The organism is Staphylococcus sp. HMSC36A10 (genome assembly GCF_001838845.1).
GTDB lineage: Bacteria > Bacillota > Bacilli > Staphylococcales > Staphylococcaceae > Staphylococcus > Staphylococcus aureus.
Window position 1 is genome coordinate 1,424 of sequence record NZ_KV839100.1, and the last position, 26,869, is coordinate 28,292.

General features: G+C 31.3%; 29 protein-coding genes. 22 read left to right on the top strand and 7 right to left on the bottom strand.

All coding sequences use genetic code 11. The features are described from left to right. Window positions 1-343 precede the first annotated feature (343 nt). From map to vraR, 5 genes are all read left to right on the top strand, one after another. On the top strand, window positions 344-1,102 hold the full coding sequence (gene map, locus HMPREF3247_RS06360) for a type I methionyl aminopeptidase (protein ID WP_000636142.1): 759 nt from the start codon (window positions 344-346) through the stop codon (window positions 1,100-1,102). 216 nt (window positions 1,103-1,318) lie between these two features. After that, window positions 1,319-1,705: a hypothetical protein gene (locus HMPREF3247_RS06365; protein WP_001110179.1), complete on the top strand. Its 387-nt coding sequence runs from the start codon at window positions 1,319-1,321 to the stop codon at window positions 1,703-1,705. Between the two features lie 14 nt (window positions 1,706-1,719). Then, the gene (liaF, locus tag HMPREF3247_RS06370; protein ID WP_000149064.1) at window positions 1,720-2,421 is read left to right on the top strand and encodes a cell wall-active antibiotics response protein VraT; all 702 of its coding nucleotides are present in this window, start codon (window positions 1,720-1,722) and stop codon (window positions 2,419-2,421) included. Then, window positions 2,418-3,461: a sensor histidine kinase VraS gene (locus HMPREF3247_RS06375; RefSeq protein WP_001017131.1), complete on the top strand. Its 1,044-nt coding sequence runs from the start codon at window positions 2,418-2,420 to the stop codon at window positions 3,459-3,461. Before liaF ends, HMPREF3247_RS06375 begins: the two co-directional genes overlap by 4 nt. Further along, window positions 3,451-4,080, top strand: coding sequence for a response regulator transcription factor VraR (vraR, locus tag HMPREF3247_RS06380; RefSeq protein WP_000153535.1), 630 nt, complete (start codon window positions 3,451-3,453; stop codon window positions 4,078-4,080). Before HMPREF3247_RS06375 ends, vraR begins: the two co-directional genes overlap by 11 nt. Before the next feature lie 111 nt (window positions 4,081-4,191). Here vraR and HMPREF3247_RS06385 read toward each other — a convergent pair whose 3' ends face one another. The 3 genes from HMPREF3247_RS06385 to HMPREF3247_RS06395 all read right to left on the bottom strand — a co-directional run bounded on the left by HMPREF3247_RS06385 (window position 4,192) and on the right by HMPREF3247_RS06395 (window position 6,433). Beyond that, complete coding sequence (locus tag HMPREF3247_RS06385) at window positions 4,192-5,409, bottom strand: YihY/virulence factor BrkB family protein (protein ID WP_000037079.1); 1,218 nt, start codon at window positions 5,407-5,409, stop codon at window positions 4,192-4,194. Between the two features lie 277 nt (window positions 5,410-5,686). After that, window positions 5,687-5,962: a YtxH domain-containing protein gene (locus tag HMPREF3247_RS06390; protein ID WP_000428172.1), complete on the bottom strand. Its 276-nt coding sequence runs from the start codon at window positions 5,960-5,962 to the stop codon at window positions 5,687-5,689. A gap of 6 nt (window positions 5,963-5,968) precedes the next feature. Then, window positions 5,969-6,433, bottom strand: coding sequence for a low molecular weight protein-tyrosine-phosphatase (locus HMPREF3247_RS06395; protein WP_000228666.1), 465 nt, complete (start codon window positions 6,431-6,433; stop codon window positions 5,969-5,971). Window positions 6,434-6,579: 146 nt separating this feature from the next. On the opposite strand from HMPREF3247_RS06395, the gene HMPREF3247_RS06400 reads away from it, so the two are divergent. The 3 genes from HMPREF3247_RS06400 to HMPREF3247_RS06410 all read left to right on the top strand — a co-directional run bounded on the left by HMPREF3247_RS06400 (window position 6,580) and on the right by HMPREF3247_RS06410 (window position 8,659). After that, complete coding sequence (locus HMPREF3247_RS06400; protein WP_000180460.1) at window positions 6,580-6,780, top strand: DUF1128 family protein; 201 nt, start codon at window positions 6,580-6,582, stop codon at window positions 6,778-6,780. Window positions 6,781-6,782: 2 nt separating this feature from the next. Further along, window positions 6,783-8,039, top strand: coding sequence for an aminopeptidase (locus tag HMPREF3247_RS06405; protein WP_001789555.1), 1,257 nt, complete (start codon window positions 6,783-6,785; stop codon window positions 8,037-8,039). Window positions 8,040-8,128: 89 nt separating this feature from the next. Next, complete coding sequence (locus HMPREF3247_RS06410) at window positions 8,129-8,659, top strand: acyl-CoA thioesterase (protein ID WP_000184383.1); 531 nt, start codon at window positions 8,129-8,131, stop codon at window positions 8,657-8,659. 259 nt (window positions 8,660-8,918) lie between these two features. On the opposite strand, the gene yfkAB is transcribed toward HMPREF3247_RS06410, so the two are convergent. Next, window positions 8,919-10,070: a radical SAM/CxCxxxxC motif protein YfkAB gene (gene yfkAB, locus HMPREF3247_RS06415; protein WP_001089613.1), complete on the bottom strand. Its 1,152-nt coding sequence runs from the start codon at window positions 10,068-10,070 to the stop codon at window positions 8,919-8,921. A gap of 223 nt (window positions 10,071-10,293) precedes the next feature. Here yfkAB and HMPREF3247_RS06420 point away from each other — a divergent pair, with 223 nt between their 5' ends. From HMPREF3247_RS06420 to HMPREF3247_RS06450, 7 genes are all read left to right on the top strand, one after another. After that, window positions 10,294-10,455, top strand: coding sequence for an SE1561 family protein (locus HMPREF3247_RS06420; RefSeq protein WP_001005407.1), 162 nt, complete (start codon window positions 10,294-10,296; stop codon window positions 10,453-10,455). A gap of 130 nt (window positions 10,456-10,585) precedes the next feature. Continuing rightward, entirely contained in the window at window positions 10,586-11,101 is a 516-nt protein-coding gene (locus tag HMPREF3247_RS06425) for a type 1 glutamine amidotransferase domain-containing protein (protein ID WP_000163283.1), read from the top strand. Between the two features lie 338 nt (window positions 11,102-11,439). After that, window positions 11,440-12,249, top strand: a complete 810-nt coding sequence (sgtB, locus tag HMPREF3247_RS06430; RefSeq protein WP_000830380.1) for a monofunctional peptidoglycan glycosyltransferase SgtB — start codon at window positions 11,440-11,442, stop codon at window positions 12,247-12,249. A gap of 260 nt (window positions 12,250-12,509) precedes the next feature. After that, window positions 12,510-13,328 carry a recombination regulator RecX gene (gene recX, locus HMPREF3247_RS06435; protein WP_001124419.1) on the top strand — a complete coding sequence of 273 codons (819 nt, stop codon included), beginning with the start codon at window positions 12,510-12,512 and terminating at the stop codon, window positions 13,326-13,328. Further along, entirely contained in the window at window positions 13,306-13,620 is a 315-nt protein-coding gene (locus HMPREF3247_RS06440) for a YfhH family protein (RefSeq protein WP_000435806.1), read from the top strand. The genes recX and HMPREF3247_RS06440 overlap by 23 nt, the downstream gene beginning before the upstream one ends. Window positions 13,621-13,634: 14 nt before the next feature. Beyond that, complete coding sequence (locus HMPREF3247_RS06445; RefSeq protein ID WP_000535834.1) at window positions 13,635-15,152, top strand: ABC transporter ATP-binding protein; 1,518 nt, start codon at window positions 13,635-13,637, stop codon at window positions 15,150-15,152. Between the two features lie 8 nt (window positions 15,153-15,160). Next, on the top strand, window positions 15,161-15,997 hold the full coding sequence (locus HMPREF3247_RS06450; protein ID WP_000886461.1) for a membrane protein: 837 nt from the start codon (window positions 15,161-15,163) through the stop codon (window positions 15,995-15,997). 260 nt (window positions 15,998-16,257) lie between these two features. Here HMPREF3247_RS06450 and HMPREF3247_RS06460 read toward each other — a convergent pair whose 3' ends face one another. Then, entirely contained in the window at window positions 16,258-17,235 is a 978-nt protein-coding gene (locus HMPREF3247_RS06460; protein WP_000379098.1) for a metal-dependent hydrolase, read from the bottom strand. Between the two features lie 151 nt (window positions 17,236-17,386). Between HMPREF3247_RS06460 and mutY the strand changes: the two genes are divergently transcribed. The 4 genes from mutY to HMPREF3247_RS06480 all read left to right on the top strand — a co-directional run bounded on the left by mutY (window position 17,387) and on the right by HMPREF3247_RS06480 (window position 21,397). Next, window positions 17,387-18,424 (top strand): A/G-specific adenine glycosylase, encoded by a 1,038-nt coding sequence (gene mutY, locus HMPREF3247_RS06465; protein WP_070866208.1) that lies wholly within the window; start codon window positions 17,387-17,389, stop codon window positions 18,422-18,424. 302 nt (window positions 18,425-18,726) lie between these two features. Next, the gene (locus tag HMPREF3247_RS06470; RefSeq protein WP_000251253.1) at window positions 18,727-19,269 is read left to right on the top strand and encodes a nucleoside tri-diphosphate phosphatase; all 543 of its coding nucleotides are present in this window, start codon (window positions 18,727-18,729) and stop codon (window positions 19,267-19,269) included. 290 nt (window positions 19,270-19,559) lie between these two features. Continuing rightward, the gene (locus HMPREF3247_RS06475; RefSeq protein ID WP_000597247.1) at window positions 19,560-21,296 is read left to right on the top strand and encodes an SAV1866 family putative multidrug efflux ABC transporter; all 1,737 of its coding nucleotides are present in this window, start codon (window positions 19,560-19,562) and stop codon (window positions 21,294-21,296) included. 8 nt (window positions 21,297-21,304) lie between these two features. Beyond that, on the top strand, window positions 21,305-21,397 hold the full coding sequence (locus HMPREF3247_RS06480; protein WP_001791878.1) for a hypothetical protein: 93 nt from the start codon (window positions 21,305-21,307) through the stop codon (window positions 21,395-21,397). Window positions 21,398-21,486: 89 nt separating this feature from the next. On the opposite strand, the gene HMPREF3247_RS06485 is transcribed toward HMPREF3247_RS06480, so the two are convergent. Next, window positions 21,487-22,581, bottom strand: a complete 1,095-nt coding sequence (locus HMPREF3247_RS06485; RefSeq protein ID WP_001236371.1) for an FUSC family protein — start codon at window positions 22,579-22,581, stop codon at window positions 21,487-21,489. A 292-nt stretch (window positions 22,582-22,873) separates the two neighbouring features. Further along, on the bottom strand, window positions 22,874-24,163 hold the full coding sequence (locus HMPREF3247_RS06490; RefSeq protein ID WP_001011598.1) for a glutamate-1-semialdehyde 2,1-aminomutase: 1,290 nt from the start codon (window positions 24,161-24,163) through the stop codon (window positions 22,874-22,876). Window positions 24,164-24,243: 80 nt separating this feature from the next. On the opposite strand from HMPREF3247_RS06490, the gene bcp reads away from it, so the two are divergent. The 3 genes from bcp (at window position 24,244) to perR (ending at window position 26,198) form a co-directional block, all read left to right on the top strand. Further along, a complete protein-coding gene (bcp, locus tag HMPREF3247_RS06495) occupies window positions 24,244-24,699 on the top strand; it encodes a thioredoxin-dependent thiol peroxidase (RefSeq protein ID WP_000939521.1) in 456 nt (151 codons plus the stop codon). Window positions 24,700-24,704: 5 nt separating this feature from the next. After that, on the top strand, window positions 24,705-25,655 hold the full coding sequence (locus HMPREF3247_RS06500) for a phosphoglycerate dehydrogenase (RefSeq protein ID WP_000869448.1): 951 nt from the start codon (window positions 24,705-24,707) through the stop codon (window positions 25,653-25,655). Window positions 25,656-25,751: 96 nt separating this feature from the next. After that, the gene (perR, locus tag HMPREF3247_RS06505; RefSeq protein WP_000110011.1) at window positions 25,752-26,198 is read left to right on the top strand and encodes a peroxide-responsive transcriptional repressor PerR; all 447 of its coding nucleotides are present in this window, start codon (window positions 25,752-25,754) and stop codon (window positions 26,196-26,198) included. Window positions 26,199-26,869: the final 671 nt, after the last annotated feature.

Genomic DNA, 26,869 nt, shown 5'->3' on the forward strand with positions numbered 1-26,869 from the left:
AAAGTCAGCTTACGATAATGTGCAAGTTGGGGTGTGGGCCCCAACATAGAGAATTTCAAAAAAGAAATTCTACAGGCAATGCAAGTTGGGGTGTGGGACCCAACACAGAAGCTGACGAAAAGTCAGCTTACGATAATGTGCAGGTTGGCGGGGCCCCAACATAGAGAAATTTGATCTACAATTTCTACAGGCAATGCAAGTTGGGGTACAACGATAAAGAAATATTTTTTCTTTATCACACTATGTCTCACTCACTTTCCAAAATACTAAAGTAACATCTTTAGTATATCAAAGAATTTTTGCTATAATAAGTTATAATTATATAAAAAAGGAACGGGATAAAATGATTGTAAAAACAGAAGAAGAATTACAAGCGTTAAAAGAAATTGGATACATATGCGCTAAAGTGCGCAATACAATGCAAGCTGCAACCAAACCAGGTATCACTACGAAAGAGCTTGATAATATTGCGAAAGAGTTATTTGAAGAATACGGTGCTATTTCTGCGCCAATTCATGATGAAAATTTTCCTGGTCAAACGTGTATTAGTGTCAATGAAGAGGTGGCACATGGGATTCCAAGTAAGCGTGTCATTCGTGAAGGAGATTTAGTAAATATTGATGTATCGGCTTTGAAGAATGGCTATTATGCAGATACAGGCATTTCATTTGTCGTTGGAGAATCAGATGATCCAATGAAACAAAAAGTATGTGACGTAGCAACGATGGCATTTGAGAATGCAATTGCAAAAGTAAAACCGGGTACTAAGTTAAGTAACATTGGTAAAGCGGTGCATAATACAGCTAGACAAAATGATTTGAAAGTCATTAAAAACTTAACAGGTCATGGTGTTGGTTTATCATTACATGAAGCACCAGCACATGTACTTAATTACTTTGATCCAAAAGACAAAACATTATTAACTGAAGGTATGGTATTAGCTATTGAACCGTTTATCTCATCAAATGCATCATTTGTTACAGAAGGTAAAAATGAATGGGCTTTTGAAACGAGCGATAAAAGTTTTGTTGCTCAAATTGAGCATACGGTTATCGTGACTAAGGATGGTCCGATTTTAACGACAAAAATTGAAGAAGAATAGTTCAACATATACTAAGACTAAAGTATGAACATCATTTAGTTCCGGAGCCTATTCATATTGGTTTCGGAACTGTTTTATAATAATTAAGAACACAATCAATGCGTCATTTCAAAAATATGTTGTAATAAAGTAGTTTTTAAGCAAACATATCATCGACATCAACGAAGATACATAGCGCATTTGGTATTTTAAAACTTATTATAAAAGGTGATAGTTATGAACTATGTTGAACGTTATATTGAACAGTTTTTGAGAGCAACAGTAAGAAATAATATCAAGCACTACCTTTTAATGCTAGATGAAAAAATGAAAAATTTAGATGATTATATGCGTTATTTAATTACTAAAAAAGAACAACTTAGCAAGTTAATTGACAGTCTAATGCTAACATTAGAAAATAAATATATTGATATTGCTGAAGCATTTCAAATTCAATGTGCAAGAGAAATCAATAATCAAGAAATTGAAAATATTAAATCAGAGTTGAATAAAGTTGAAGCATATTATGCACAAATTGAAACTCAAATTCAACAAACTTCAACTGAAAAAATAGCAACAGAAAAAACATCGTATCTAATAAATTATATGAACGCTGTGGCATAGAAAGGCGGCGAAACATGACACACAAATATATATCAACGCAAATGTTGATCATTTTTACTGCATTAATGATTATTGCCAATTTTTACTACATATTTTTTGAAAAAATTGGCTTTTTACTCGTTCTATTATTGGGATGTGTATTAGTTTATGTAGGATATCTTTATTTTCATAAAATACGTGGCCTTTTGGCGTTTTGGATAGGCGCGCTATTAATTGCATTCACATTATTGTCTAATAAGTATACAATCATCATCTTGTTCGTCTTTTTATTACTACTTATTGTGCGTTATTTAATACACAAATTTAAACCAAAAAAAGTAGTTGCGACGGATGAGGTTATGACTTCACCATCTTTTATTAAACAAAAGTGGTTTGGTGAGCAACGTACACCAGTTTATGTATATAAATGGGAAGATGTCCAAATTCAACATGGAATTGGCGACCTACATATTGACTTAACAAAAGCTGCAAATATTAAGGAAAATAATACCATTGTTGTTAGACACATTTTAGGTAAAGTGCAGGTTATATTGCCGGTTAATTACAATATTAATTTACATGTAGCTGCTTTTTATGGAAGTACTTACGTGAATGAAAAATCATATAAAGTTGAAAATAACAATATTCATATTGAAGAAATGATGAAACCGGATAACTATACAGTTAATATCTACGTATCAACGTTTATCGGAGACGTAGAGGTGATTTATCGATGAACCACTACATTAGAACAATTGGTTCAATGCTCATCTTAGTATATAGCATGCTAGCTGCATTTCTATTCATCGATAAAGTTTTTGTAAATATCATCTATTTTCAAGGTATGTTTTATACACAAATATTCGGAATACCAGTCTTTTTATTTTTAAATCTCATCATCATATTATTGTGTATTATTGTTGGTTCGGTACTCGCATACAAAATCAATCAGCAAAATGATTGGATTAAGACGCAAATTGAGCGTTCAATGGAAGGCGAAACAGTTGGCATTAATGATCAAAATATAGAAATATATAGTGAAACGTTAGATTTATACCATACACTCGTACCTTTAAATCAAGAATTGCATAAGTTGCGACTTAAAACTCAAAATTTAACCAATGAAAATTATAATATTAATGATGTGAAAGTTAAAAAGATTATTGAAGATGAACGTCAAAGACTAGCTCGAGAACTTCACGATTCTGTTAGTCAGCAACTTTTTGCGGCAAGTATGATGCTTTCTGCTATCAAAGAAACGAAGTTAGAACCACCATTAGACCAACAAATTCCGATTTTAGAGAAAATGGTTCAAGATTCGCAGTTAGAAATGCGTGCTTTGCTGTTACATTTAAGACCGCTTGGTTTAAAAGACAAATCTTTAGGTGAGGGTATTAAAGATTTAGTTATTGATTTACAAAAAAAAGTGCCAATGAAAGTTGTGCATGAAATACAAGATTTTAAAGTGCCTAAAGGTATTGAAGATCATTTGTTCAGAATTACACAGGAAGCAATTTCGAATACATTGCGTCATTCAAACGGTACAAAAGTGACAGTAGAATTGTTTAATAAAGACGATTATTTATTGTTGAGAATTCAAGACAATGGTAAAGGTTTTAATGTTGATGAAAAATTAGAACAAAGTTATGGACTTAAAAATATGCGTGAAAGAGCTTTGGAAATTGGTGCAACGTTCCATATTGTATCATTGCCAGATTCAGGTACACGTATCGAGGTGAAAGCACCTTTAAATAAGGAGGATTCGTATGACGATTAAAGTATTGTTTGTGGATGATCATGAAATGGTACGTATAGGAATTTCAAGTTATCTATCAACGCAAAGTGATATTGAAGTAGTTGGTGAAGGCGCTTCTGGTAAGGAAGCAATTGCCAAAGCCCATGAGTTGAAGCCAGATTTAATTTTAATGGATTTACTTATGGAAGACATGGATGGTGTAGAAGCGACGACTCAGATTAAAAAAGATTTACCGCAAATTAAAGTATTAATGTTAACTAGTTTTATTGAAGATAAAGAGGTATATCGTGCATTAGATGCAGGTGTCGATAGTTACATTTTAAAAACAACAAGTGCAAAAGATATCGCCGATGCAGTTCGTAAAACTTCTAGAGGAGAATCTGTTTTTGAACCGGAAGTTTTAGTGAAAATGCGTAACCGTATGAAAAAGCGCGCAGAGTTATATGAAATGCTTACAGAACGAGAAATGGAAATATTATTATTGATTGCGAAAGGTTACTCAAATCAAGAAATTGCTAGTGCATCGCATATTACTATTAAAACGGTTAAGACACATGTGAGTAACATTTTAAGTAAGTTAGAAGTGCAAGATAGAACACAAGCTGTCATCTATGCATTCCAACATAATTTAATTCAATAGTTCGTATTGAATTAAGAAAAGTTACTTACGCCAATCACAATATAACATCAAATAGACACCAAAAACAGAGGTCTTCGCAATCATTAGCGAAAACCTCTGTTTTGTTGGTGTTTAGTCTTTTTTAAGCTTATCAACGATTTTGTCTTTTATATTTTTATCATCTTCTGGATAGGTATCACTAGGATGTTCATCAACATGGTACGTACGTTGATGTGTTGCATTACTATCTTCATCATATTCGTATCTAGTGTTCTCATTATAATGATTTTTATTATTGTCATCATGTTCTAATGCTGCTTCTTCAGGTGTTTTACCTTTAATTACACTACGCTGATGAATGATTGCATTGATTTCAGCACCGACAATTATAATAAAACTTGTGATATATAACCATAGTAACAAAATGATGATACCCGCGATACTGCCATATGTTTTAGAATAGTTACCAAAATTTGAAATATACCAACCAAAACCAAATGAACCAGCTAACCAAATAATTGAAGTAAATACTGCACCTGGTAATACTGACTTAAGCTTCGTTTTAACGTTAGGTGCAACCGAATATAACACGATAAATACGATAAATATAATAATGATTGGTAACACAATTCTAATAAGGTTAAAAATCCATTTCACTTGTTCGTCAAATCCAAGTGGACCGAATAGGAAATGACTAATTACAGAACCAAGCGTTGGTAATGCTAGAGCAACTACAAACACAACGCCCATAACTACAGTGAAGACAACACTTAGTAGTTTTAATACGATTCCATTACGGCTATCTTCTACATCGTAAGCAACATTGAAAGAATTCATAATTGCAGTCATTCCATTTGAAGCTGACCAAATTGCTAAAATCAAACCGATAGATAATAAGCCACCACTGGAGTTTTGAGTTATATCACCAATTACACTCTTAATTAGAGTAGATGTTTCAGCGGGTGCATTGCTTAACATATTAGTAATTTGACTCTGCTTAATATTGAAAAATGGTAATAATGTTAATAGGAAAAGCAACATAGGGAACATAGCAAGTACGAAATGGTAAGTCATTTGTGCTGCTAGTCCTGAGGCATCATCTTTTCCTATGCGATAGATGAGATATGATAAGAAATTAGAGTCTTTCTTATATTTTGCAGGTTTATTTAATCTTGATAAGAAGAAAACCTGATCATCTTTTTTAGGTTTCTTAGATTGGAATTGTTGAGGTTCAATATATGTACGATCAACATCAATTTTGGGATTACTTTTATTTTTCTTTTTTGACTCCTCTTGTGCTTCCTTAACAGAATTAAGATATTTTGAAGAAGAGTGATCCTTTTTCGACATGTGCACTCCTTAACCTTTCTCTATGTAATGTTTTATAAAGTAACTATTAGTATTTATCCAATTATAAAAAAACTAAACAATGATATGCTTTAAAAATGATAATATTATAGAAATTATTTGATTTAAATCTTTCATAGGCTATTTTGATTTAAAATTAAAACAAAGGCAATACTGAAACAATGCAGTTTGGCCAATCATTGTATTATCATTTAATAATGATAACTATGAAAGGCGTACACCAAATTGTTAAGTATTGCCTTATAAAAACAAAATCATCTTAGCGTTGATTTTTTCTATTAACAAATGTTTCTTTCGCATCTTTTAATGAACGTTCTAATTCAGGATTATTACGACGAATTTCTTCAACAACATCTTTCCAGTATAAAACTTCGTCTTTAATCTTGCTGACTTTAGAAGGCTTACGAGTGCGGTTACCATTTTTTGCATCTTTAACTGATTGAACTAAAGCTTGACGTGTAGATTTATCAGCTAAACTAATTGCACCACCAATTACGGCACCAATTAAAATACCAGGAACAAATTTATTTTCCATAAAAAACTACCCCTCTTTCAAATTTGCATCTTTTACGATGTAGTCTATTAAATTATCACAAGATGATAATACCATGTCGTATACACCTTCAAAATTATTCGTGTAGTATGGATCTGGTACATCACTCTCTTCCATATTACTAAATTCTAACAGTTTGAACAATTGTCCCTTAAGATTAGGATTGATAGATTTAATATTATCAACGTTACTTTGATCCATAGCCACAATGTAATCAAAATCATCTGTCGCTTCGAATAATTCACTAATCATGCCATCAAATGGAATATTGTGTTTGTTGAGAATTTTTTGTGTACCTTCATGAGGCGGCTCTCCTAAATTCCAGCTACCAGTACCTCTTGAATGTACTTTAATATCATGAATATTTCTGTCTTTAAGTCTTTGTCGCATGATTGCTTCTGCCATTGGAGAACGACATATATTGCCAAGACAGACAAATGCTACATCTACCATTTTGATTCCTCCAAACTATGTAGTTATATCCCCATTTTATAGCGACTTTAAACAATAAGAAAGCAGATTATATAAAATTCTATTAAAGTTTATTAAATTGTGATACTTTGATAACATAACTATTATTAGAGGTGAACATTGTGGCTATGACAAATGAAGAGAAAGTATTAGCTATTAGAGAGAAGTTAAATATTGTTAATCAAGGATTATTAGATCCTGAAAAATATAAAAATGCAAATGAAGAAGAATTAACAGATATATATGATTTTGTTCAATCAAGAGAAAGATTGTCGCCAAGTGAAGTGACAGCTATTGCTGACGCTTTAGGACAATTGCGACACGACTAGGAGTGGGAATTTTGACTAATTACAAAGAAAAGTTACAACAATACGCTGAACTATTAGTTAAGGTTGGTATGAATGTTCAACCAAAACAGCCAGTATTTATTAGATCATCAGTAGAAACATTAGAATTAACGCATTTAATTGTAGAAGAAGCATATCATTGTGGCGCTTCAGATGTACGTGTTGTATATAGCGATCCAACCTTAAAACGCTTAAAATTTGAAAATGAATCTGTGGAACATTTTGCTAATCATGAGTTAAAATCATATGATGTTGAAGCGAGAATGGATTACGTTAAACGTGGCGCTGCTAATTTAGCACTTATTAGTGAAGATCCTGATTTAATGGATGGTATCGATAGCCAAAAATTACAAGCATTTCAACAACAAAACGCACGCGCATTTAAAGGATATATGGAAAGTGTACAAAAAAATCAATTTCCATGGGTCGTAGCTGCTTTTCCATCTAAAGCTTGGGCGAAGAGAGTGTATCCTGAACTATCTGTAGAAGAAGCATATATTAAGTTTATTGACGAGGTATTCGATATTGTGCGAATTGATGGTAACGATCCAGTTGAAAATTGGCGTCAACACATCGCTAATTTAAGTGTTTACGCTCAAAAGTTACAACAAAAAAATTACCATGCGTTGCATTATGTATCTGAAGGTACTGATTTAACAGTAGGTTTAGCGAAAAATCATATCTGGGAAGATGCTACAAGTTATGTTAACGGCAAGGAACAAGCTTTTATTGCTAATATACCAACTGAAGAAGTATTTACAGCACCAGATCGAAATAGAGTAGATGGATATGTTACTAATAAATTGCCTTTAAGTTATAATGGCACAATTATCGATCAATTTAAATTGATGTTTAAAGATGGAGAGATTATTGATTTTTCAGCTGAAAAAGGTGAAGCGGTATTGAAAGATTTAATCAATACTGATGAAGGTTCAAGAAGATTAGGTGAAGTAGCATTAGTACCTGATGATTCACCGATATCAAATCGTAATACCATTTTTTACAATACTTTATTTGATGAAAATGCAGCATGTCATTTAGCGATTGGATCTGCTTACGCCTTTAATATTCAAGGTGGAACGGAAATGACTGTTGAGGAAAAGATTGCAAGCGGATTAAATGATTCAAATGTACATGTCGATTTCATGATTGGTAGTAGTGATTTGACTATTTATGGCATATTCGAAGATGGTTCAAAAGAACTAGTATTTGAAAATGGAAATTGGGCATCAACATTTTAATAAATGTTATTTTGAGGTGCTGAGTAGGAAATGAAACATGTATTTAAAGGTCAAATACGTGATTAAAGTATAGATTGGGAGATAAAATAATGACAAATCAGGACAGACCAATGAAATCTATGTCAGAATCAAAATGTTATAAAAATAGACAAGTTTTCCCTCAAGATACGAATCACCATCATACAATGTTTGGTGGTACATTGATGGCTAATATTGATGAAATTGCAGCAATCACAGCTATGAAACATGCTGGTGCGCAAGTAGTTACCGCATCTACAGACTCAGTAGATTTCTTAAAGCCGATTAAAACAGGGGACATATTACAATACGTAGCGATGGTTTCATACGCTGGGACTAGTTCAATGGAAGTGGTCGTTCAAATTAGAATTGACGATGTATTTAATAACAAGCATGATTTAGCTGCATTAAGTTACTTAACATTTGTTGCGTTAGATGATGAAGGCAAACCTAAACATGTACCTGGTGTATATCCAGAAGATGATGTTGAAAAATGGTTTTATGATACAGCACCACAACGTGTTGAACGAAGAAAAGCACGTCGCATTGAAAGTAAACAAACAATTGAATATTTAGCTCAAGTGCAACATATTAGAGACTAAAAATATAAAGACAGATTGTTAAGGATGAATTGAACTGTTATGTTCGAATATTCCACCTACAATCTGTCTTTTTGATTATGCACGTTTATGCTTTTAGTTAAAATTTACCCCTTTTATTATAGACTATTAGTCCTATTAAATGCCCTTTATTATTTAAGTAGAGTACTGCCAGCAATTAATTGTTTTTTATTTTATAATAGCATTAAAATATGCGGAGACTACTTATCGATAAAGTGCTTCTCCGCATAATTAAGAGTTTTTAAAATTGTATAATTTGTGGTTGTTTGTGCATATGACGCTCATTATCTTTAAAATCCATATTCGGATAGTACATATTTTTAACAAGAACATTTGGTCCTAAACAACTAAACTCGGAACAATGACAATTTAATGATTTAGCAAGATCAGAGGATAACCATTTATCAAATACATCTGTTAATTTATCTTTTTGTATATTCGAAATTGTACCTGTTTCATCTCCGAAATCAGTTACGATTACATTACCTGTAAATACATTGACATTTAAACGACTACGGCCATCCGGGTCATTTCTAGTCGTTACATTTTTAGCATTTCTTAAACGTGATAGTAACTTTTGATCTTCATCATCCTTTAAGCATGGAAACACAGGCAAAGTACCAAATAACATCCAAATATCTTCATCTCTGAAATCCAATATATCATGAATTGTCTTTTTCATTTCCGCTAGAGTTAACACATTTAATTGACTTGCAAAGTCAGCTGGATACATAGGGTGAATCTCGTGTCTGCTACATTTCATATCATGAACGACTTCTTGATGTATTTTTCGTAAATGTGGTAGCGTACTTTGATTGAGCATTGTTTCCGCAGATACAAACATTCCTTGTTCTGATAATGTACGTGCATTCGAAATCATTTGTTCATATAATTTTAACTTAGCTTTTAACGGTGGTTGCTTCTTCATTGCGCCAAAGCCAACATTTGCGAATTCATCAGTTGTTCCCCAGTTGTGTGAGATATGCATAACATCGATATATTCAGCAATATCTAAATAACGATCTTGAGGCAATGTTAGGTTTGAATTCATTTGTGTATATATACCTCGATGATGTGCATACTTTAATAGAGGTTTAACAACATTTCTAATAGACTTTTTAGAAAACATTGGTTCGCCACCTGTAATAGACATCGTTCGCAGATTTGGAATTTCATCAAGTCTACGATAAATTAAGTCCATATCTAAAGGCTCGGGGTCGACAGTTTGTAAAGTATAACCAACTGCACAGTGGCTACAACGCATATTACAAAGATTTGTAGTTGTAAATTCGATGTTACTTAAAGTTAATTGGCCATGTTCTTTAACATCGTTATATGCTTCCCATGGATCATTGTAAATGCTAACAGGTTGCTTCAATTTGACGCTATTCATCGTCTTAAACTTCCTTCTTTCTATTTGGTTCATATCGGTATGATACCACTTCGTATTATCACTCGTAACAAATTATCTCTTAATTTTAGTTAATTGAAAAGGGGATTTTTAAAAGTCAAAATAATTTGAATGTCATAAATATAGCTAAGATTATATCGCTTTAACGCAATTTCTGTTAGGATAATAATGAAAAAGAAAACAAAATAAAAGGAGTTAACTTTTTATGAATGAACAGCAAACAATCGAACAGATAAAAGCGCGTTTAAATAAGTTTATTGAGGATATCGATCATGTAAATCCTGATGAAGTACGTGTTGAAGATATAGATGAATGGATTGGATTGTTAGATCAGCTTGAAGAAAAGGTTAAATTAGTATCTAAGTAAATGCCACATAAGATGTGTTAGAGTTAGATATCGCGACAGGCGCTTAATATTTTTTATATCTTGTATGTTTAATCACTGATTTACTTGTCTATAGTAATTATATCAATGATATATAGAAAGGTGATTTTCAATGACTAAAAAAGTAGCAATTATTCTAGCAAACGAATTTGAAGATATAGAATATTCAAGTCCTAAAGAGGCATTAGAGAATGCTGGCTTTAATACTGTAGTGATTGGAGATACTGCAAATAGTGAAGTTGTTGGTAAACACGGTGAAAAAGTTACTGTCGATGTAGGTATTGCAGAAGCTAAACCAGAAGATTATGATGCATTATTAATTCCTGGAGGATTTTCACCAGATCATTTACGTGGAGATACAGAAGGTCGATATGGCACATTTGCTAAATACTTTACTAAAAATGATGTACCAACATTTGCCATTTGTCATGGGCCACAAATACTAATAGATACAGACGATTTAAAAGGTCGTACGTTAACAGCAGTATTAAATGTACGCAAAGATTTATCAAATGCAGGCGCACATGTAGTTGATGAGTCAGTAGTTGTAGACAACAATATTGTAACAAGTCGAGTACCAGACGATTTAGATGATTTTAATCGAGAAATCGTTAAGCAATTACAATAGAGTATTGCGGTTATCAATTGTTAAAATTTATATATTTTCGTTTGAAATGAAATATGGATTTTAGTTTTAAAAAATGAATAACAAATAAAAGGTCGTCTCTATTGGCATTTAATAGGGATGGTCTTTTATTTTTATAAAATATAACAATATTTGACATGATTAATATTTAAAATCGCAATGATTTATCTATAATCTTTTCAAAAAACAAAAAGTAAGTATGATGGCGTATACGATTGTAAGCCCTTGGACTGATTTTCCCAAAAAGTGTAGCCTATTTGTGATAGTACTGGTAAACTCAAGGTATATACTAAGTGAGTTTTAAAAGAAGGAGCAAACGCATGAAAAGAAGCGATAGGTACTCAAACTCAAATGAACATTTTGAGCATATGAAACACGAACCTCACTATAATACGTATTATCAACCAGTTGGCAAACCGCCGAAAAAGAAAAAAAGTAAACGAATACTATTAAAAATATTATTAACCATTCTAATCATTATCGCATTGTTTATTGGTATCATGTATTTTTTATCTACACGCGATAATGTGGATGAACTAAGAAAAATTGAAAATAAAAGTAGTTTTGTGTCAGCTGATAACATGCCAGAGTATGTTAAAGGTGCCTTTATTTCAATGGAAGATGAACGATTCTACAATCATCATGGATTCGATTTGAAAGGTACAACTAGAGCTTTATTTTCAACGATTAGCGACAGAGATGTGCAAGGTGGTAGTACCATTACACAACAAGTTGTCAAAAATTATTTTTATGATAATGATCGTTCATTTACTAGAAAAGTAAAAGAATTATTTGTAGCTCATCGAGTTGAAAAACAATATAATAAGAACGAAATTTTAAGCTTTTATTTAAATAATATTTACTTTGGGGATAATCAATATACGCTTGAGGGCGCAGCAAACCATTACTTTGGAACAACCGTGAATAAAAATAGTACAACAATGTCTCACATAACAGTTTTACAAAGCGCTATTTTAGCTAGTAAAGTCAATGCACCTAGCGTATATAATATCAATAATATGTCAGAGAATTTTACGCAACGTGTAAGCACGAACTTAGAAAAAATGAAGCAACAAAATTATATCAATGAAACACAATATCAACAGGCTATGTCACAATTAAATCGTTAAATACTTGCATTCATGTGTAAGATGCTTGGAACTATAATGTAGAAGGTTTAATTGAAATGTCATAATGATAAAGTTGAATTGTTTCTGCTTTATAAATTTTACAGATTTGCTTGTAATCACACTTTCATTTTAAAAGATGATAGTGTGATTTTTTGTTAGCATCGAAAAATATTTAAAGTTAAACATTTGCTATAGGAAGTGGCTTATTGAATAATAAAAGAGTATTGTATTAAAACTTGAGAAAGTAACGGGGTGATCCAGTGCCGAAGATTACTAAAATAGAAGTTCAAAAGAAAAACAAAGAACGTTTTAATCTTTTTTTAGACGAACAATTTGAAATGGGTATAGATATCGATACATTAGTCAAATTTAATTTAAAAAAAGGGCAACAACTTGAAGCTGCTGACATGGCAGAGATTCAAAAGTATGATCATTATCGCATAGGTTTAAACAAAGCAATCCAATATTTATCATATAAAAAGAGAACTGAAAAAGAAGTTATACAATATTTACAAAAAGAAGAGATATCAGAGCAAGCGATTTCTGAAGTGATTGAATATTGTTATCGCGAAAAGTTAATCGACCATCAAGATTATGCGGAAAGTTTAAAAAATACAATGATTCGCACGACAGATAAAGGACCTAAAATTTATCAACAAAAACTATATCAACTTGGTATAGAACCAAATATCATTGAAATATTTACAGAACTTTATAGAGAACAACAGGAACTTGATGATATTATCCAAATTGCTGAAAAAATATCTAAAACAAAAAAAGGGCCACAAAATAAAGTTAAAGAAAAAGTAATGCAATCTTTAATTCAAAAAGGGTTTGAAATGGAAACCATTCATGCTGTATTGAATGAAATGGATTTTACACAAGATGAAGCGGTTTTAGACGATTTATTACAACGAGATTTAGAAAAAATTTATAATAAAAATCGAAAGAAGTACACGCAACAGAAATTAATTTCAAAAACTATCGAAGGCCTTATGAGAAAAGGATATAAATATGATAAAATTAAAGCTAAATTAGAAGAAAGTGGTATTGCCGATGGAACAGAAGAAATTGAGTGAGATGTCTGAGCCAGAATTAAGACACGAAATACAACTTTATAAAGAGAAAATGAGAAAAGCTGAGATGAATGGTATTTTAAATGAATATGACGTTTATCAAAGTAAAGTAATTGTTGCCGAAAGTTACTTAGTAGACAGAAAAAAGATAGAAATTGGTAAAATTTATAAACTGACTGATGGCAGTAATCAATATTTTAAAGTAGAAAGATTAAAAGGTATTTTTGCGTGGGGGTTTAGATTTAATAGCGATGAACCCGAAGAAGGCTTACCTATAGCGTTATTACAATTATAGAAGGATGAAAATAGATGGGAAGTTCAATTGTTTTAAAGTTACTAAAAGTAACACACTACTATAGGAATAAACAGAATAAGAAATGGTATTTACCTTTTGGATATGATGCTGAAGATATCGATTTAAACAATATTAGTTTACATATTTATCAAGGAGAAGCATTAGGTATAATTGGTGAACCTGAATCTTCCAAAGCGTTGGTAGGTCAATTGTTGGCAGGTGCAATTAAACCTGATAAAGGTAAAGTAGTTTGTACTGAAGATTTGTTCTACGGATATATTGAAGATCAATCGTTAATTCATCAAACTGTTGAAGCTTACACAGCGCAGTTAGTTCAACTATTTCCATATGAAATTAATGATCATAAAGCTGAACAGATTATTCAATATGCACATTTAGGCGATTATAAAACGAAGCCGGTTAACCATATTTCGAAAGCGGCATACGCTCAATTACTATTAAGTATTGCACGCTCATCAAAGTCAAATATTATTATTTTAAATCATGTTATTGACTATTTAACACCACAATTTATGGAACGTGCGATTGAATTAACAAATGATTATATTGAAAATAATTTAACGATTGTGTCAATTGGTGATGATATTGATAAAATTTCACAAGTGAGTAACTATATAGCTTGGTTTTCACATGGTCAATTAAGAATGGAAGGGTCACTTAAACAAGTTATTCCATCTTTTAAAGAACATGAACGTGATCGATTAAGTTTAAACTCAAAAGAAGAAATTGAAAACTTTGATTTAGATTGGAAAAAGAATCGTACAAGAATACCAGAGATGACCTATAATTTCAAACGCGTTGAGCGCTATAATCATGCAAAACCGCCTAAGTTTTTAGTGCGTTTTTGGACTTTAGCCTCAGGTACTATTTTAGGCTTAGCATTGATGATGTTGCTCATTTTCAATAATATAGGAATTATTTCGATAACAGATTTTACGAATCGTGCTACGATGCAAAATGAAAATAAAGATCCATATGGCGAAAAGTTAGCTTATGGAATTGCTTTTAATGGCAGTGTGGATATGCAAGGGGATAAACAAGTCACAATTCCAAAATATAGTGTAGTTACAATTACTGGCGAAAATAGTAAAAATTATCGTGTTACCGCCGATAATAAGACTTACTATGTTAGTAAAGATAAATTAGAATATTTTAACCCGGCAGGTTTATATCAAACGCATAGTTTTAAAAAATTAGCACCATATATGAAATCAAATTATAGTAATTACTATGCATACTTTAATAGTCAATTACATAAAAAGCATAGTTCAGTTATAAAAACTTTAGTTCCTGATGATGATAACCGTTTCGTTGCATCCGTTACACAACAACCGATACAATTACTTTTCAATGATAATAATCAGTTATACGGTTTTGTTTATCCAATTGTAGATAAAAAAGAATTAAAAGATAAGTTTAATATTAACAATAACATTTGGATTACTAAAGTTGGGAATGGATATTGTATTGCCAATTTGAAAGAAGACAAATGGATTTATATTGAATTGTAGGTGTAAAGATGCTAGATAATATTATTTTATATTTTAAAAACTTACCGCATACTAAAAGGTATGTAACAGAACGTTTAAAACAAAGTTGGAAAAGTTTTCTAATCGTATTAGCTGCATGTTTAATACTTATTATTGCAAGTGAAACGCTATTTTCCTTTAGTCATTTGACCGATGTTAAAGAGGTGCGATGGTTATTTAGAATTATTGCATTGATTGTTTTTGCGGTATTGATGTTCACAATTTATATCTCTTATCATCATTATATGAATGACTTTTTAGTTACTAAGTTATTTAATATTTCCGCAGCGACGCCAGTAGTTATTATGTCTATTTTAAGTTTTATTATGCTAGTCATTTTGACGATGATTAGTGCATTGGTTAAACCAGTAAACTTCGAAACATCATATATAGCGCTATTCTATTTTATTGTGATGGCAACTATTTTTGTAGGATTAATATCCGTTACTTTTGGTCTTATTCGACTGTTAACTGAAAAAATAAATATCATATTTTATGGGGTTTGTGTATTGTGTTTCTTATTGTTACCAATTATTTTCATACCAAATCCAAATCATGTATTTATCAATCACATCCTAATGCTAAATCCAATGTATTACATTGTTAATGGTATAGCACAATCTATCATATTTGGTATATCAAGTATGGAAAACATTCCATATCATTTTTACTTTATTTTATTCTTATGTTTAATAGCTGCAGTAAATTTCGTATTAGCAAGGTATACGACACACGCAATTTATAATAAAACATCTAAAGTGACACAAACTGATAATCAACAGGATGTTTCAAATGATAGTACAGACGAGGCGGATACTTCTTCATGATGTTTAGCTGACCTGTTGTGTAAATTAATCTGTGAGAATCAGAAACAATTAGAATATCATCTAGATATTGTTTTCCTATACTGATTTTGATATTTCGAGTCATTAAAGGTAGTTTGTTAGCAACAATATAAATTTTAGATTTTGTAAAAGCATTCATAGTTTTACATTAAAAAACCGGACAGAGTAAAAATCGTTTTGATTTTCATTCTGCCCGGTTGTTCATTTTTTATAGATTAACTTTAGTGAATAATAACTTGAAATTATTTAGCATACAGTTTACGTTGTAACTTATCTTCTGTAAATACCCAGCCAATATAAGAGTGGTCTATGACATTATCGTTTGTTACATGTGCAATTGCCACAAATGAATAATGATCATTTTTTAAATAACGCAAATCAATCAAACGAATTTCAGTAGAACCATCTGCTAACGTTGTTGTTTGCCAACGATAGATTGATGAAAAGTTTAAAAAAGTACGTATATCTTTATTACCTTTGACTTTCCATAAAATGGAGTCTGTTGATAATGTTTGACGTTCCACTTTATCACTAAACACCACATTCCTACCATATGCTTTTCCAACATAGTCATGTGCATCAGTTTGTATCGCGACACGCCATTCCATAAATTTTATTGTTGGCGCAACAAATACTTTAACAGGGTGATGCTCTTGTTGAATTGCTTTTAAAGCTTGTTGCTTAATTACGGCTCTCATTTTAAAACGAATCATGTAATAAATGATTAGTAAAGCGATTATAGGAAAGAAGACTGCAAATGGATGCAAGCCTATAACCCATAATACAATACCAATACAAAGAACTGTGAAAATAATAGGGTCAAATGTGTTAATCACACTTAATTGAATCCATTTGTTTGTGATAGGTCTAAGTGCTTGTGTACCATAAGAATTGAATATATCTACAAAGACATGTAAAAATACTGCGAGCTGAGCCCACATCCATACATGAAATGGGTTGGTTCCACTAAAGAACGTGAATATTAAAAATGTAATTAAAATTGGCCATAGTATTGTGAAAGGGATGGAATGCGTGATACCTCTATGATGCGAAATATATGTTGCATTGTCCTTTAATTTAAGAACAGTATCCCCATCAGGAATTAATGAACCAACGATAAGGGTTGTAGCTGTTGCACCAAACGTAGAAGCCATTGCTGGATCTTGAGTTGCAAGTGCTGTAAGGCCCACCCCAATTGCGATATGTGTTGCAGTGTCCATATCAGTTCACTCATTTCATAATATTATATATACTATTATAATCCAATTTCGCAAATAACTAAATTAACTTACATACTAACCATGATTTTAATGTACAATAAAAACATTATGAGTAAAGACAATTAATTTTGGTGAGGAAAGGGTTTTATAAATGTATCAGCAGTCTAGTTTTAAAGAAAATTTGATACACTGGTTTGATGAAAATCAAAGAGAAATGCCATGGCGACAAACGACCAATCCGTACTATATTTGGTTAAGTGAGGTCATGTTACAACAGACACAAGTTAAAACAGTTATTGACTATTATCATCGTTTTGTTGAACGATTTCCAACTGTGGAAGTTTTGAGTCAAGCTTCGGAAGATGAAGTGTTAAAGTATTGGGAAGGCTTAGGATATTATAGTAGAGCTCGAAATTTTCATACGGCGATTAAAGAAGTTCATGATAAATATGAAGGCTTAGTTCCCAAAAATCCTGATCAATTTAAAGCGTTAAAAGGTGTTGGCCCATACACACAAGCTGCAGTAATGAGCATTGCATATAATGTACCACTAGCAACTGTAGACGGAAATGTTTTTCGAGTATGGTCTAGATTGAATGATGACTATCGAGATATTAAATTACAATCGACGAGGAAATCGTACGAACAAGAATTATTACCGTATGTTACTACAGAAGCTGGAACGTTTAATCAAGCTATGATGGAATTAGGGGCGTTAATTTGTACACCAAAAAATCCATTTTGCTTATTTTGTCCAGTTCAAGAAAACTGTGAGGCATTTGATAAAGGTACATTTGAAAAGTTACCTGTTAAATCTAAAAATGTAAGTAAAAAAGTAATTGAGCAATCCGTCTTTTTAATTAGAAATAATCAAGGTCAATATCTGTTGCAAAAGCGTAGCGAAAAATTATTGCATGGTATGTGGCAATTTCCTATGTTTGAAAGTGAGCATGCTAGACGTAAAATGACTGAAAAAATCGGTCATGACATTCAACCAGTAGAAACACCTATTTTTGAGTTGAAGCATCAATTTACTCATTTAACATGGAAGATTAAAGTATACGCCGTTTCAGGAGCAATTAACATTGAAACATTACCAGATGACATGATTTGGTTTAATTTAAGTGATCGAGACCAATATACATTCCCTGTACCTATGTCAAAGATTTATCAATTTATAAATGGGTAACATTCGATGATTGGTAATATTATCGGAAAACATAGTGACATTAATTTTAAAAATGTATAAATGATATCTTTAAATCTCATAGGATAACAATGTCAAAAAGTTAAAGTGTTGATTTATAAAAGTGATGATTTTATATACTTTAAATGGGACATGTAAATCTCTGTTGTAGTACTTAGCAATATTACCTAGTTTAATTATTAAGTAGTAAAATCTTATTTCGTAAAAATATGTATTTATATAATACTATTTCTGAAATATGCTATAATTTATAATGGTTAAATTAACAGAAGGTGGTGTGGAGTATGGTCAGAGAATCCATACCTAAAGAAGGGGAAAACATTAAAATTCAGAGTTATAAACATGATGGTAAGATTCATCGCGTTTGGTCTGAAACAACAATATTAAAGGGTACTGATCATGTTGTCATTGGTGGCAATGATCATACGTTAGTAACTGAAAGTGACGGAAGAACTTGGATAACACGTGAACCGGCAATTGTTTACTTTCACTCAGAATATTGGTTTAATGTTATCTGCATGTTTAGAGAAGATGGAATTTATTACTATTGCAATTTGTCATCACCATTTGTTTGTGATGAAGAGGCATTAAAATATATAGACTATGATTTAGATATTAAAGTATATCCAAACGGAAAGTATCATTTATTAGATGAAGATGAATATGAGCAACATATGAATCAAATGAATTATCCGCATGATATTGATATTATTTTAAGACGCAACGTGGACATTCTTCAACAATGGATAGAACAGAAGAAGGGCCCATTCGCGCCAGATTTTATCAAAGTTTGGAAAGAACGTTACAAAAAAATTAGACAGTATTAAGCAAATAAAGTGTAAATACTGATTAAATCATTTATATTGACTTAGTGATGTAAAGAAGTATGATAACTTTTGCTGTCGTGTGGGGACACAGTATCCATAGATTAAATTGAATAGAATATAACATACGAATAAGACAACGTATTTAATCACATGAATATGACAGAGGTTGAGATATCTTAATTTTAAAAATGTAAATTGTAAGAAGAATTTACATCTACAAATTATGTATCCAACCTCTATTCATTTTTATGCTTATGAATAGGATAGGGCAATAGATTAGGGGGGATTGTATGATTAAAAGATATTTGCAATTTGTTAAGCCATACAAATATCGTATTTTTGCAACGATTATTGTTGGGATAATTAAGTTTGGTATACCAATGCTTATACCACTATTAATTAAATATGCAATAGATGGCGTGATTAATAACCACGCACTAACGACTGATGAAAAAGTTCATCATTTAACTATTGCCATTGGTATCGCATTATTTATTTTTGTAATAGTGAGACCACCAATTGAATTTATACGTCAATATTTGGCGCAATGGACAAGTAATAAAATATTGTATGATATACGTAAAAAGTTATACAACCATTTACAAGCTTTAAGTGCGAGATTTTATGCTAATAATCAAGTAGGTCAAGTAATATCTAGAGTGATTAATGATGTTGAACAAACAAAAGATTTCATTTTAACTGGGTTAATGAATATTTGGTTAGATTTTATAACAATTATTATTGCATTATCCATAATGTTCTTTTTAGATGTGAAATTGACTTTAGCAGCACTGTTTATCTTCCCATTTTACATTTTAACGGTGTACGTTTTCTTTGGAAGATTAAGAAAATTGACACGTGAAAGATCTCAAGCATTAGCTGAGGTTCAAGGATTCTTGCATGAACGTGTTCAAGGTATTTCAGTCGTTAAAAGTTTTGCGATTGAAGACAATGAAGCGAAAAACTTTGATAAAAAGAATACTAATTTCTTAACACGTGCGTTGAAACATACAAGATGGAATGCCTATTCCTTTGCCGCAATTAATACAGTTACAGATATTGGACCAATTATTGTCATCGGTGTTGGTGCATATCTTGCTATTTCTGGATCAATCACAGTAGGTACACTTGCAGCATTTGTTGGATACTTGGAGTTATTGTTCGGGCCTTTACGTCGTTTAGTCGCATCATTTACAACTTTAACGCAAAGTTTTGCTTCAATGGACCGTGTATTCCAATTAATTGATGAAGATTATGACATCAAAAATGGTGTTGGTGCTCAACCTATTGAAATTAAACAAGGTCGTATTGATATTGATCATGTTAGTTTTCAATATAACGATAACGAAGCTCCAATTTTAAAAGATATTAATTTGAGTATTGAAAAAGGAGAAACAGTTGCTTTCGTAGGTATGAGTGGTGGTGGTAAATCAACATTAATTAACTTAATACCGAGATTTTACGATGTAACTTCTGGGCAAATTTTAATAGATGGTCACAACATTAAAGATTTTTTAACGGGAAGTTTAAGAAATCAAATAGGATTGGTGCAACAGGATAATATTTTATTCTCTGATACAGTTAAGGAAAATATTTTACTTGGTCGTCCAACAGCAACAGATGAAGAAGTAGTTGAAGCGGCGAAAATGGCTAATGCACATGACTTTATTATGAACTTGCCACAGGGATATGACACTGAAGTAGGTGAACGAGGTGTTAAATTATCAGGTGGTCAAAAACAAAGATTATCGATTGCTAGAATATTTTTAAATAATCCGCCAATTCTTATCTTGGATGAAGCAACAAGTGCACTTGATTTAGAAAGTGAATCCATTATTCAAGAAGCATTAGATGTGTTGAGTAAAGATAGAACGACACTTATCGTAGCGCATCGCTTGTCCACTATTACACATGCTGACAAAATTGTCGTAATTGAAAATGGACATATTGTTGAAACAGGTACGCATCGTGAATTGATTGCAAAACAAGGTGCTTACGAGCATTTATATAGCATTCAAAACTTATAAAGTATTAGTTGTTTGACTTCAGTACAATCTTGAAGAGAAAATTTGTAACAGGATGGTGGGGTCATAACATAGAAAAAGCAGTAAGAGATTTTCTTAATTGAAAATAATCTTACTGCTTTTTTAAATTTAATTTCGAGATTCAATATTACTTTATCTCATTGTGGCATTAATTGATAAAATTGTTTTAATGTTATAAATCAAAGTCTTCTTCAACAATTTCAATGTCTGCATCAGATCTATGATATGTGAAAAAGCTAATTCTTATGCGGTCTAAATGCTCTAAATGGTGTCGATACTCTTCGATGGCTGCAACAATTTGCATAACATTGGCAAACGAATATTCCGTTTGATAAGGATGATTTATTAACTCATGCTGAAATGTAGACAATAAATCTTTTTTCTGCGGATTATCTAACTCATAATCAACATGTGTCACATTATAACGTGCTTTTTTAGAAAGGCTAGCTAAAATTTGCTCGTGAAAAGCAGTTAATGAATCTAAATCTAATTTGATTTGTAATAGGAAATTGTTATTAAGTAAATATAAGTCGTTTTGATAACGCGACAATTTGTTTAATACTTCATAAGCTTGTCTAGTCGTCTGAACTACTTCTCTGAAAAGTATTTTCTTTCTATTCTGTTGGTGAATATGTTTTTTTGTAATAGGACGTTCTTCGCTATAGTAATCATAAATTTTCTCTAACTTTTCGACACGTTGTTTTAAATTATGACTATCTTGTTTAATATTATTAAACTCCGTCGTATCATTTAATACTAATTTAAACCACATAAAAATATCTGAGGATATATTTAATGAATTATAGTAAATTTTTGTTTCAAATTTAGGTGGTAGAAACACAAAGTTAACTAGAGATGAACTTATGACACCAATCATTACAAGTACAAACCTGTAAAAGGCGGTAATATAGAAAGAACCGGTATGTTGTCCCATAATGATTAATGCTGTTACACTCGCCAAAGTAGCAACATGTGCTAAATTAAATTTAAATAAAATAGCAATAAGTACTATGACGGTAACACCCATAATGATAAAATTATCACTAAAAATTGTTACCATTGTAACAGATAGTATGGCACCTATAATGTTACCCAATGCTTGATCAGAAACTGTTTTAAATGAACGATAAATACTAGGTTGCATTGCAACAACAGCACTGACACCAGCTAAGGCTTTCAGACCAACATCATCCGGTAGTAAAGAAGCGATAGACATAGCTAAAATAATGGCTATACCAGTTTTAAAAATCCGAGCTCCTAGTCTCAAAAATAATGACGCCCCTTTTAAGTTTATTGAATATCTAATATTCGTATTCATTACTGTTATACACTTACTAGTTACAAAATTCAAGCTTATTTATAGTTGTTAAAATAAATCATACATAATACTGATAGCGATGTAAAACTTTAGTCAGAGATTAAAATAGTATAAATTTGTAAAATAAAAACTCACATAGTGACATATCAAGTTAAACGTTAATAGTTAACGATATAAAATGAATCTACTATGTGAGCATTTGCTTTATTTTAATTCAATTAAAAATATACTTCCTTAAAAGTTATTTCATTTGACTAAAAGCATAGTCTGCAGCTTTTAAAGTTTGTTTAATATCTTCTTCTGTATGTTCAGTTGTTAAGAACCAAGCTTCAAACTTAGAAGGTGCTAAATTGATACCTTGATTTAACATTAATTTGAAAAATTTACCGAACGCTTCGCCGTCAGAATGTTCAACTTGATCATAATGTGTGACTTTTTCATCTGTAAAGTACAATGTTAAAGATCCATAAATACGATTAATTGTAGCTGTGATATTATGTTTTTCGATTAATTTAAGTAAACCTTCTTCTAGTTGTTGGCCTAAGCTGTCTAATTTTTCATAAACACCGTCTTGTTCTAGTACTTCGAGTAATGCAATACCTGCTTTCATAGATAACGGGTTACCAGCCATTGTACCAGCTTGATATGCAGGTCCTAGAGGTGCTACTTGTTCCATAATATCTTGACGTCCACCATAGCCTCCAATTGGTAAACCACCGCCAACAATTTTACCAAATGCAGTTAAATCAGGGATAACACCTAATAAATCTTGAGCGGCACCGTAATGGAAACGGAATGCAGTAATTACTTCATCATAAATCACTAGTGTCCCATTGTTATGCGAAATTTCATTAACCTCTTCTAAAAATCCAGGTTGAGGCATTACCATTCCAAAGTTACCAACAATTGGTTCTACTAATACTGCGGCAATTTCATCACCCCAAAATTCAATTGCTTCTTTATATGCGTTAATATCATTGAAAGGTACAGTAATGACTTCACGTGCGACGCTTTCTGGAACACCAGCTGAGTCTGGAGAACCGAGCTGAGATGGGCCACTACCTGCTGCAACCAATACTAAATCAGAATGGCCATGATAAGATCCAGCAAATTTTATAATTTTATTTCTTTTAGTATATGCACGTGCAACACGAATTGTTGTCATGACTGCTTCTGTTCCAGAATTTACAAAGCGAATTTTCTCAAGAGATGGAATTGCATCACGTAATTTTTTGCTGAATTCAATTTCTAGTTCAGTCGGTGTACCAAATAAAACACCTTTAGCTGCTTGTTCTTGAATTGCTTTAGTAATATGAGGATGTGCATGCCCCGTAATAATTGGACCGTATGCTTGAAGGTAATCAATAAATTTATTGCCATCGACATCATATAAATATGCACCGTGTCCTTCTTTCATAACAACAGGTGCACCGCCTCCTACAGCTTTATAAGAACGAGAAGGGGAATTGACACCGCCTAGAATATATTCGTTTGAAAGTTGTTGTAAACGTTCACTTTCACTAAAATTCATTTATATCAACCTCTTTTAATTTAATATTTTCATCTAATATCGTATCATAAAATTATTATAATGAAGAAAAAGGTGATTATATGTTGCAAAAAGGAGAACAATTTCCAATATTTAAATTAGAAAATCAAGACGGAACTGTCATTACAAATGATACATTAAAAGGTAAAAAGGCGATTATATATTTTTATCCTAGAGATAATACACCTACTTGTACCACAGAAGCTTGTGACTTTAGAGACAATTTAGAAATGTTCAATGATTTAGATGTTGCAGTATATGGTATAAGCGGTGATTCAAAGAAAAAACACCAAAATTTTATTGAGAAACACGGATTGAATTTCGATTTATTAGTAGATGAAGATTTTAAATTAGCTAAAGAAACTGGCGTATATCAGTTGAAAAAATCATTTGGCAAAGAAAGTATGGGCATTGTAAGAACGACTTTTATAATAGATGAACAAGGTAAAGTATTAGATGTTATCGAGAAGGTTAAGGTTAAAACACAAATAGAAGAACTTAAAAACATTTTGGGGTGACATATATGAAAGTTGTTGGGTTGAATCGTATGCGTGAAGTTGAAACTGAATTACAACAACGCTTTTCAGATTTAGATTTTAAATTTTATAAAAAAGCATCAGAAATACCTGAGAGTGACTTGGCTGATTTAGATATATTAGTTGGTTATGATGGCGGTATCAATGAGGCATTTTTACAACGTTGCCCGAATTTAAAATGGATTGCATGGTTTGCAACGGGTGTAAATACATTACCGTTAGATTATATTGCAGATCACGGCATACTTTTAACTAATGGAAAAGGTGTTCAAGCTAAACAATTATCTGAATACATTTTAGCTTTCATTTTAGATGATTATAAAAAGATGAAACTATCATATGATAACCAACGACAACATATATATGATTCGAAAATAACTGGTAAACGCCTATCAGGACAAACAGTTTTATTTTTAGGTACAGGTGCAATTGCTACTAGAACTGCGAAGTTAGCAAAGGCTTTTAATATGAATTTAATTGGTCTGAGCAAGTCAGGTCAGAACAAAGATGAGTTTGACGAGATATATACTATCGAATCACTTGAAAGCACATTACCAAATGCTGACATTATTATAAATGCTTTACCAGAAACGCAAGAAACGATTCATTTACTAAAGAAAAAACATTTTGAATTAATGAAAGATGAAGCACTTTTTATAAATATAGGACGAGGTAGCATAGTTAAAGAAGCGGTCTTAATAGAAGTATTAAAAAGTAAAGTTATTCGACATGCATATATAGATGTGTTTGAAAATGAACCTTTGAAACCTAATCATGAATTATATGAATTGGAAAATGTAACCATAACAGCACATATAACTGGTAATGATTATGAAGCAAAGTATGACTTATTAGATATTTTTAAAAACAATCTAGTTAATTTTCTCAATAAGAATGGTCTAATTGAGAATGAAGTGGATACTAAAAAAGGCTATTAAATGAAATCATCATGTAAATATTGACACGCGCGCAATACTACAGTTATATTTATAGTAAGTAATAATTATTATTATATAAGAAAGATGGTGATATAGATGAGTGTTGAAATAGAATCAATTGAACATGAACTAGAAGAATCAATTGCATCATTGCGACAAGCAGGCGTAAGAATTACACCTCAAAGACAAGCAATATTACGTTATTTAATTTCTTCACATACTCATCCAACAGCTGATGAAATTTATCAAGCACTTTCACCTGATTTTCCAAATATAAGTGTTGCGACAATATATAATAACTTAAGAGTGTTTAAAGATATTGGAATTGTAAAAGAATTAACATATGGAGACTCATCAAGTCGATTCGACTTTAATACACATAATCATTATCATATTATATGTGAACAATGTGGTAAGATTGTTGATTTTCAATATCCACAGTTAAATGAAATTGAAAGATTAGCTCAGCATATGACTGACTTTGACGTAACACATCATCGAATGGAAATTTATGGAGTTTGTAAAGAATGCCAAGATAAATAATTTAACTTTGGTAGTATGACAAATTAAAAAAGCGTTAGCTTACTTCATATAAGTAAGTGTAATATTTAAGAAGTTAAACGACATGAAAGTTGTTTAACTTCTTTTTTATGCTTATTCTGAAAAATATTTAAATTGAAGAAAAGAATATTCTAACTACGGAAGTGGTATTAACTAATAACTAGTATCCTTTATAAATAAACATAAAAATATTCAAACGAAGGTCTACTAAATAACTATCCATAAAGTGAGTATAAGTTTGTTTGTAAAACTGAAGTAAAAAGCATAAGGAATTACACTTTAAATACATATAGTACTTACGAATAGAAAATAATCCCTTCAACAGTAATTTTTAAACAAAAATAAGTGTTGTTTTATGTTGACTCTACTAGAATAACTTGATATTATATAAAAGTCGTCAAACGGCACTAATATTTAAAAAACAAATGTTTTAAGTTGTTGATTTAAAATATTAATAAAGTGTAAATTTGACTATTGAAATTCGAACAAATACATAATAAAATAATATTTGTTGAATTAATTGAGTTAGGAAATTTATTTTTTAGAAATAAAATAATTAAAAATAATTCTTGACTTACAAAAACTTACGAGTTATAATTAAATCTTGTAAGTGACAAACGAACATTGAAAACTGAATGACAATATGTCAACGT

Coding starts and splice junctions, on each gene's coding strand:
- map (WP_000636142.1), top strand. CDS start 344: ATGATTGTAAAAACAGAAGAAGAATTACAAGCGTTAAAAGAAATTGGA.
- HMPREF3247_RS06365 (WP_001110179.1), top strand. CDS start 1,319: ATGAACTATGTTGAACGTTATATTGAACAGTTTTTGAGAGCAACAGTA.
- liaF (WP_000149064.1), top strand. CDS start 1,720: ATGACACACAAATATATATCAACGCAAATGTTGATCATTTTTACTGCA.
- HMPREF3247_RS06375 (WP_001017131.1), top strand. CDS start 2,418: ATGAACCACTACATTAGAACAATTGGTTCAATGCTCATCTTAGTATAT.
- vraR (WP_000153535.1), top strand. CDS start 3,451: ATGACGATTAAAGTATTGTTTGTGGATGATCATGAAATGGTACGTATA.
- HMPREF3247_RS06385 (WP_000037079.1), bottom strand. CDS start 5,409: ATGTCGAAAAAGGATCACTCTTCTTCAAAATATCTTAATTCTGTTAAG.
- HMPREF3247_RS06390 (WP_000428172.1), bottom strand. CDS start 5,962: ATGGAAAATAAATTTGTTCCTGGTATTTTAATTGGTGCCGTAATTGGT.
- HMPREF3247_RS06395 (WP_000228666.1), bottom strand. CDS start 6,433: ATGGTAGATGTAGCATTTGTCTGTCTTGGCAATATATGTCGTTCTCCA.
- HMPREF3247_RS06400 (WP_000180460.1), top strand. CDS start 6,580: ATGACAAATGAAGAGAAAGTATTAGCTATTAGAGAGAAGTTAAATATT.
- HMPREF3247_RS06410 (WP_000184383.1), top strand. CDS start 8,129: ATGACAAATCAGGACAGACCAATGAAATCTATGTCAGAATCAAAATGT.
- yfkAB (WP_001089613.1), bottom strand. CDS start 10,070: ATGAATAGCGTCAAATTGAAGCAACCTGTTAGCATTTACAATGATCCA.
- HMPREF3247_RS06420 (WP_001005407.1), top strand. CDS start 10,294: ATGAATGAACAGCAAACAATCGAACAGATAAAAGCGCGTTTAAATAAG.
- HMPREF3247_RS06425 (WP_000163283.1), top strand. CDS start 10,586: ATGACTAAAAAAGTAGCAATTATTCTAGCAAACGAATTTGAAGATATA.
- sgtB (WP_000830380.1), top strand. CDS start 11,440: ATGAAAAGAAGCGATAGGTACTCAAACTCAAATGAACATTTTGAGCAT.
- HMPREF3247_RS06440 (WP_000435806.1), top strand. CDS start 13,306: ATGGAACAGAAGAAATTGAGTGAGATGTCTGAGCCAGAATTAAGACAC.
- HMPREF3247_RS06445 (WP_000535834.1), top strand. CDS start 13,635: ATGGGAAGTTCAATTGTTTTAAAGTTACTAAAAGTAACACACTACTAT.
- HMPREF3247_RS06450 (WP_000886461.1), top strand. CDS start 15,161: ATGCTAGATAATATTATTTTATATTTTAAAAACTTACCGCATACTAAA.
- HMPREF3247_RS06460 (WP_000379098.1), bottom strand. CDS start 17,235: ATGGACACTGCAACACATATCGCAATTGGGGTGGGCCTTACAGCACTT.
- mutY (WP_070866208.1), top strand. CDS start 17,387: ATGTATCAGCAGTCTAGTTTTAAAGAAAATTTGATACACTGGTTTGAT.
- HMPREF3247_RS06470 (WP_000251253.1), top strand. CDS start 18,727: ATGGTCAGAGAATCCATACCTAAAGAAGGGGAAAACATTAAAATTCAG.
- HMPREF3247_RS06475 (WP_000597247.1), top strand. CDS start 19,560: ATGATTAAAAGATATTTGCAATTTGTTAAGCCATACAAATATCGTATT.
- HMPREF3247_RS06490 (WP_001011598.1), bottom strand. CDS start 24,163: ATGAATTTTAGTGAAAGTGAACGTTTACAACAACTTTCAAACGAATAT.
- bcp (WP_000939521.1), top strand. CDS start 24,244: ATGTTGCAAAAAGGAGAACAATTTCCAATATTTAAATTAGAAAATCAA.
- HMPREF3247_RS06500 (WP_000869448.1), top strand. CDS start 24,705: ATGAAAGTTGTTGGGTTGAATCGTATGCGTGAAGTTGAAACTGAATTA.
- perR (WP_000110011.1), top strand. CDS start 25,752: ATGAGTGTTGAAATAGAATCAATTGAACATGAACTAGAAGAATCAATT.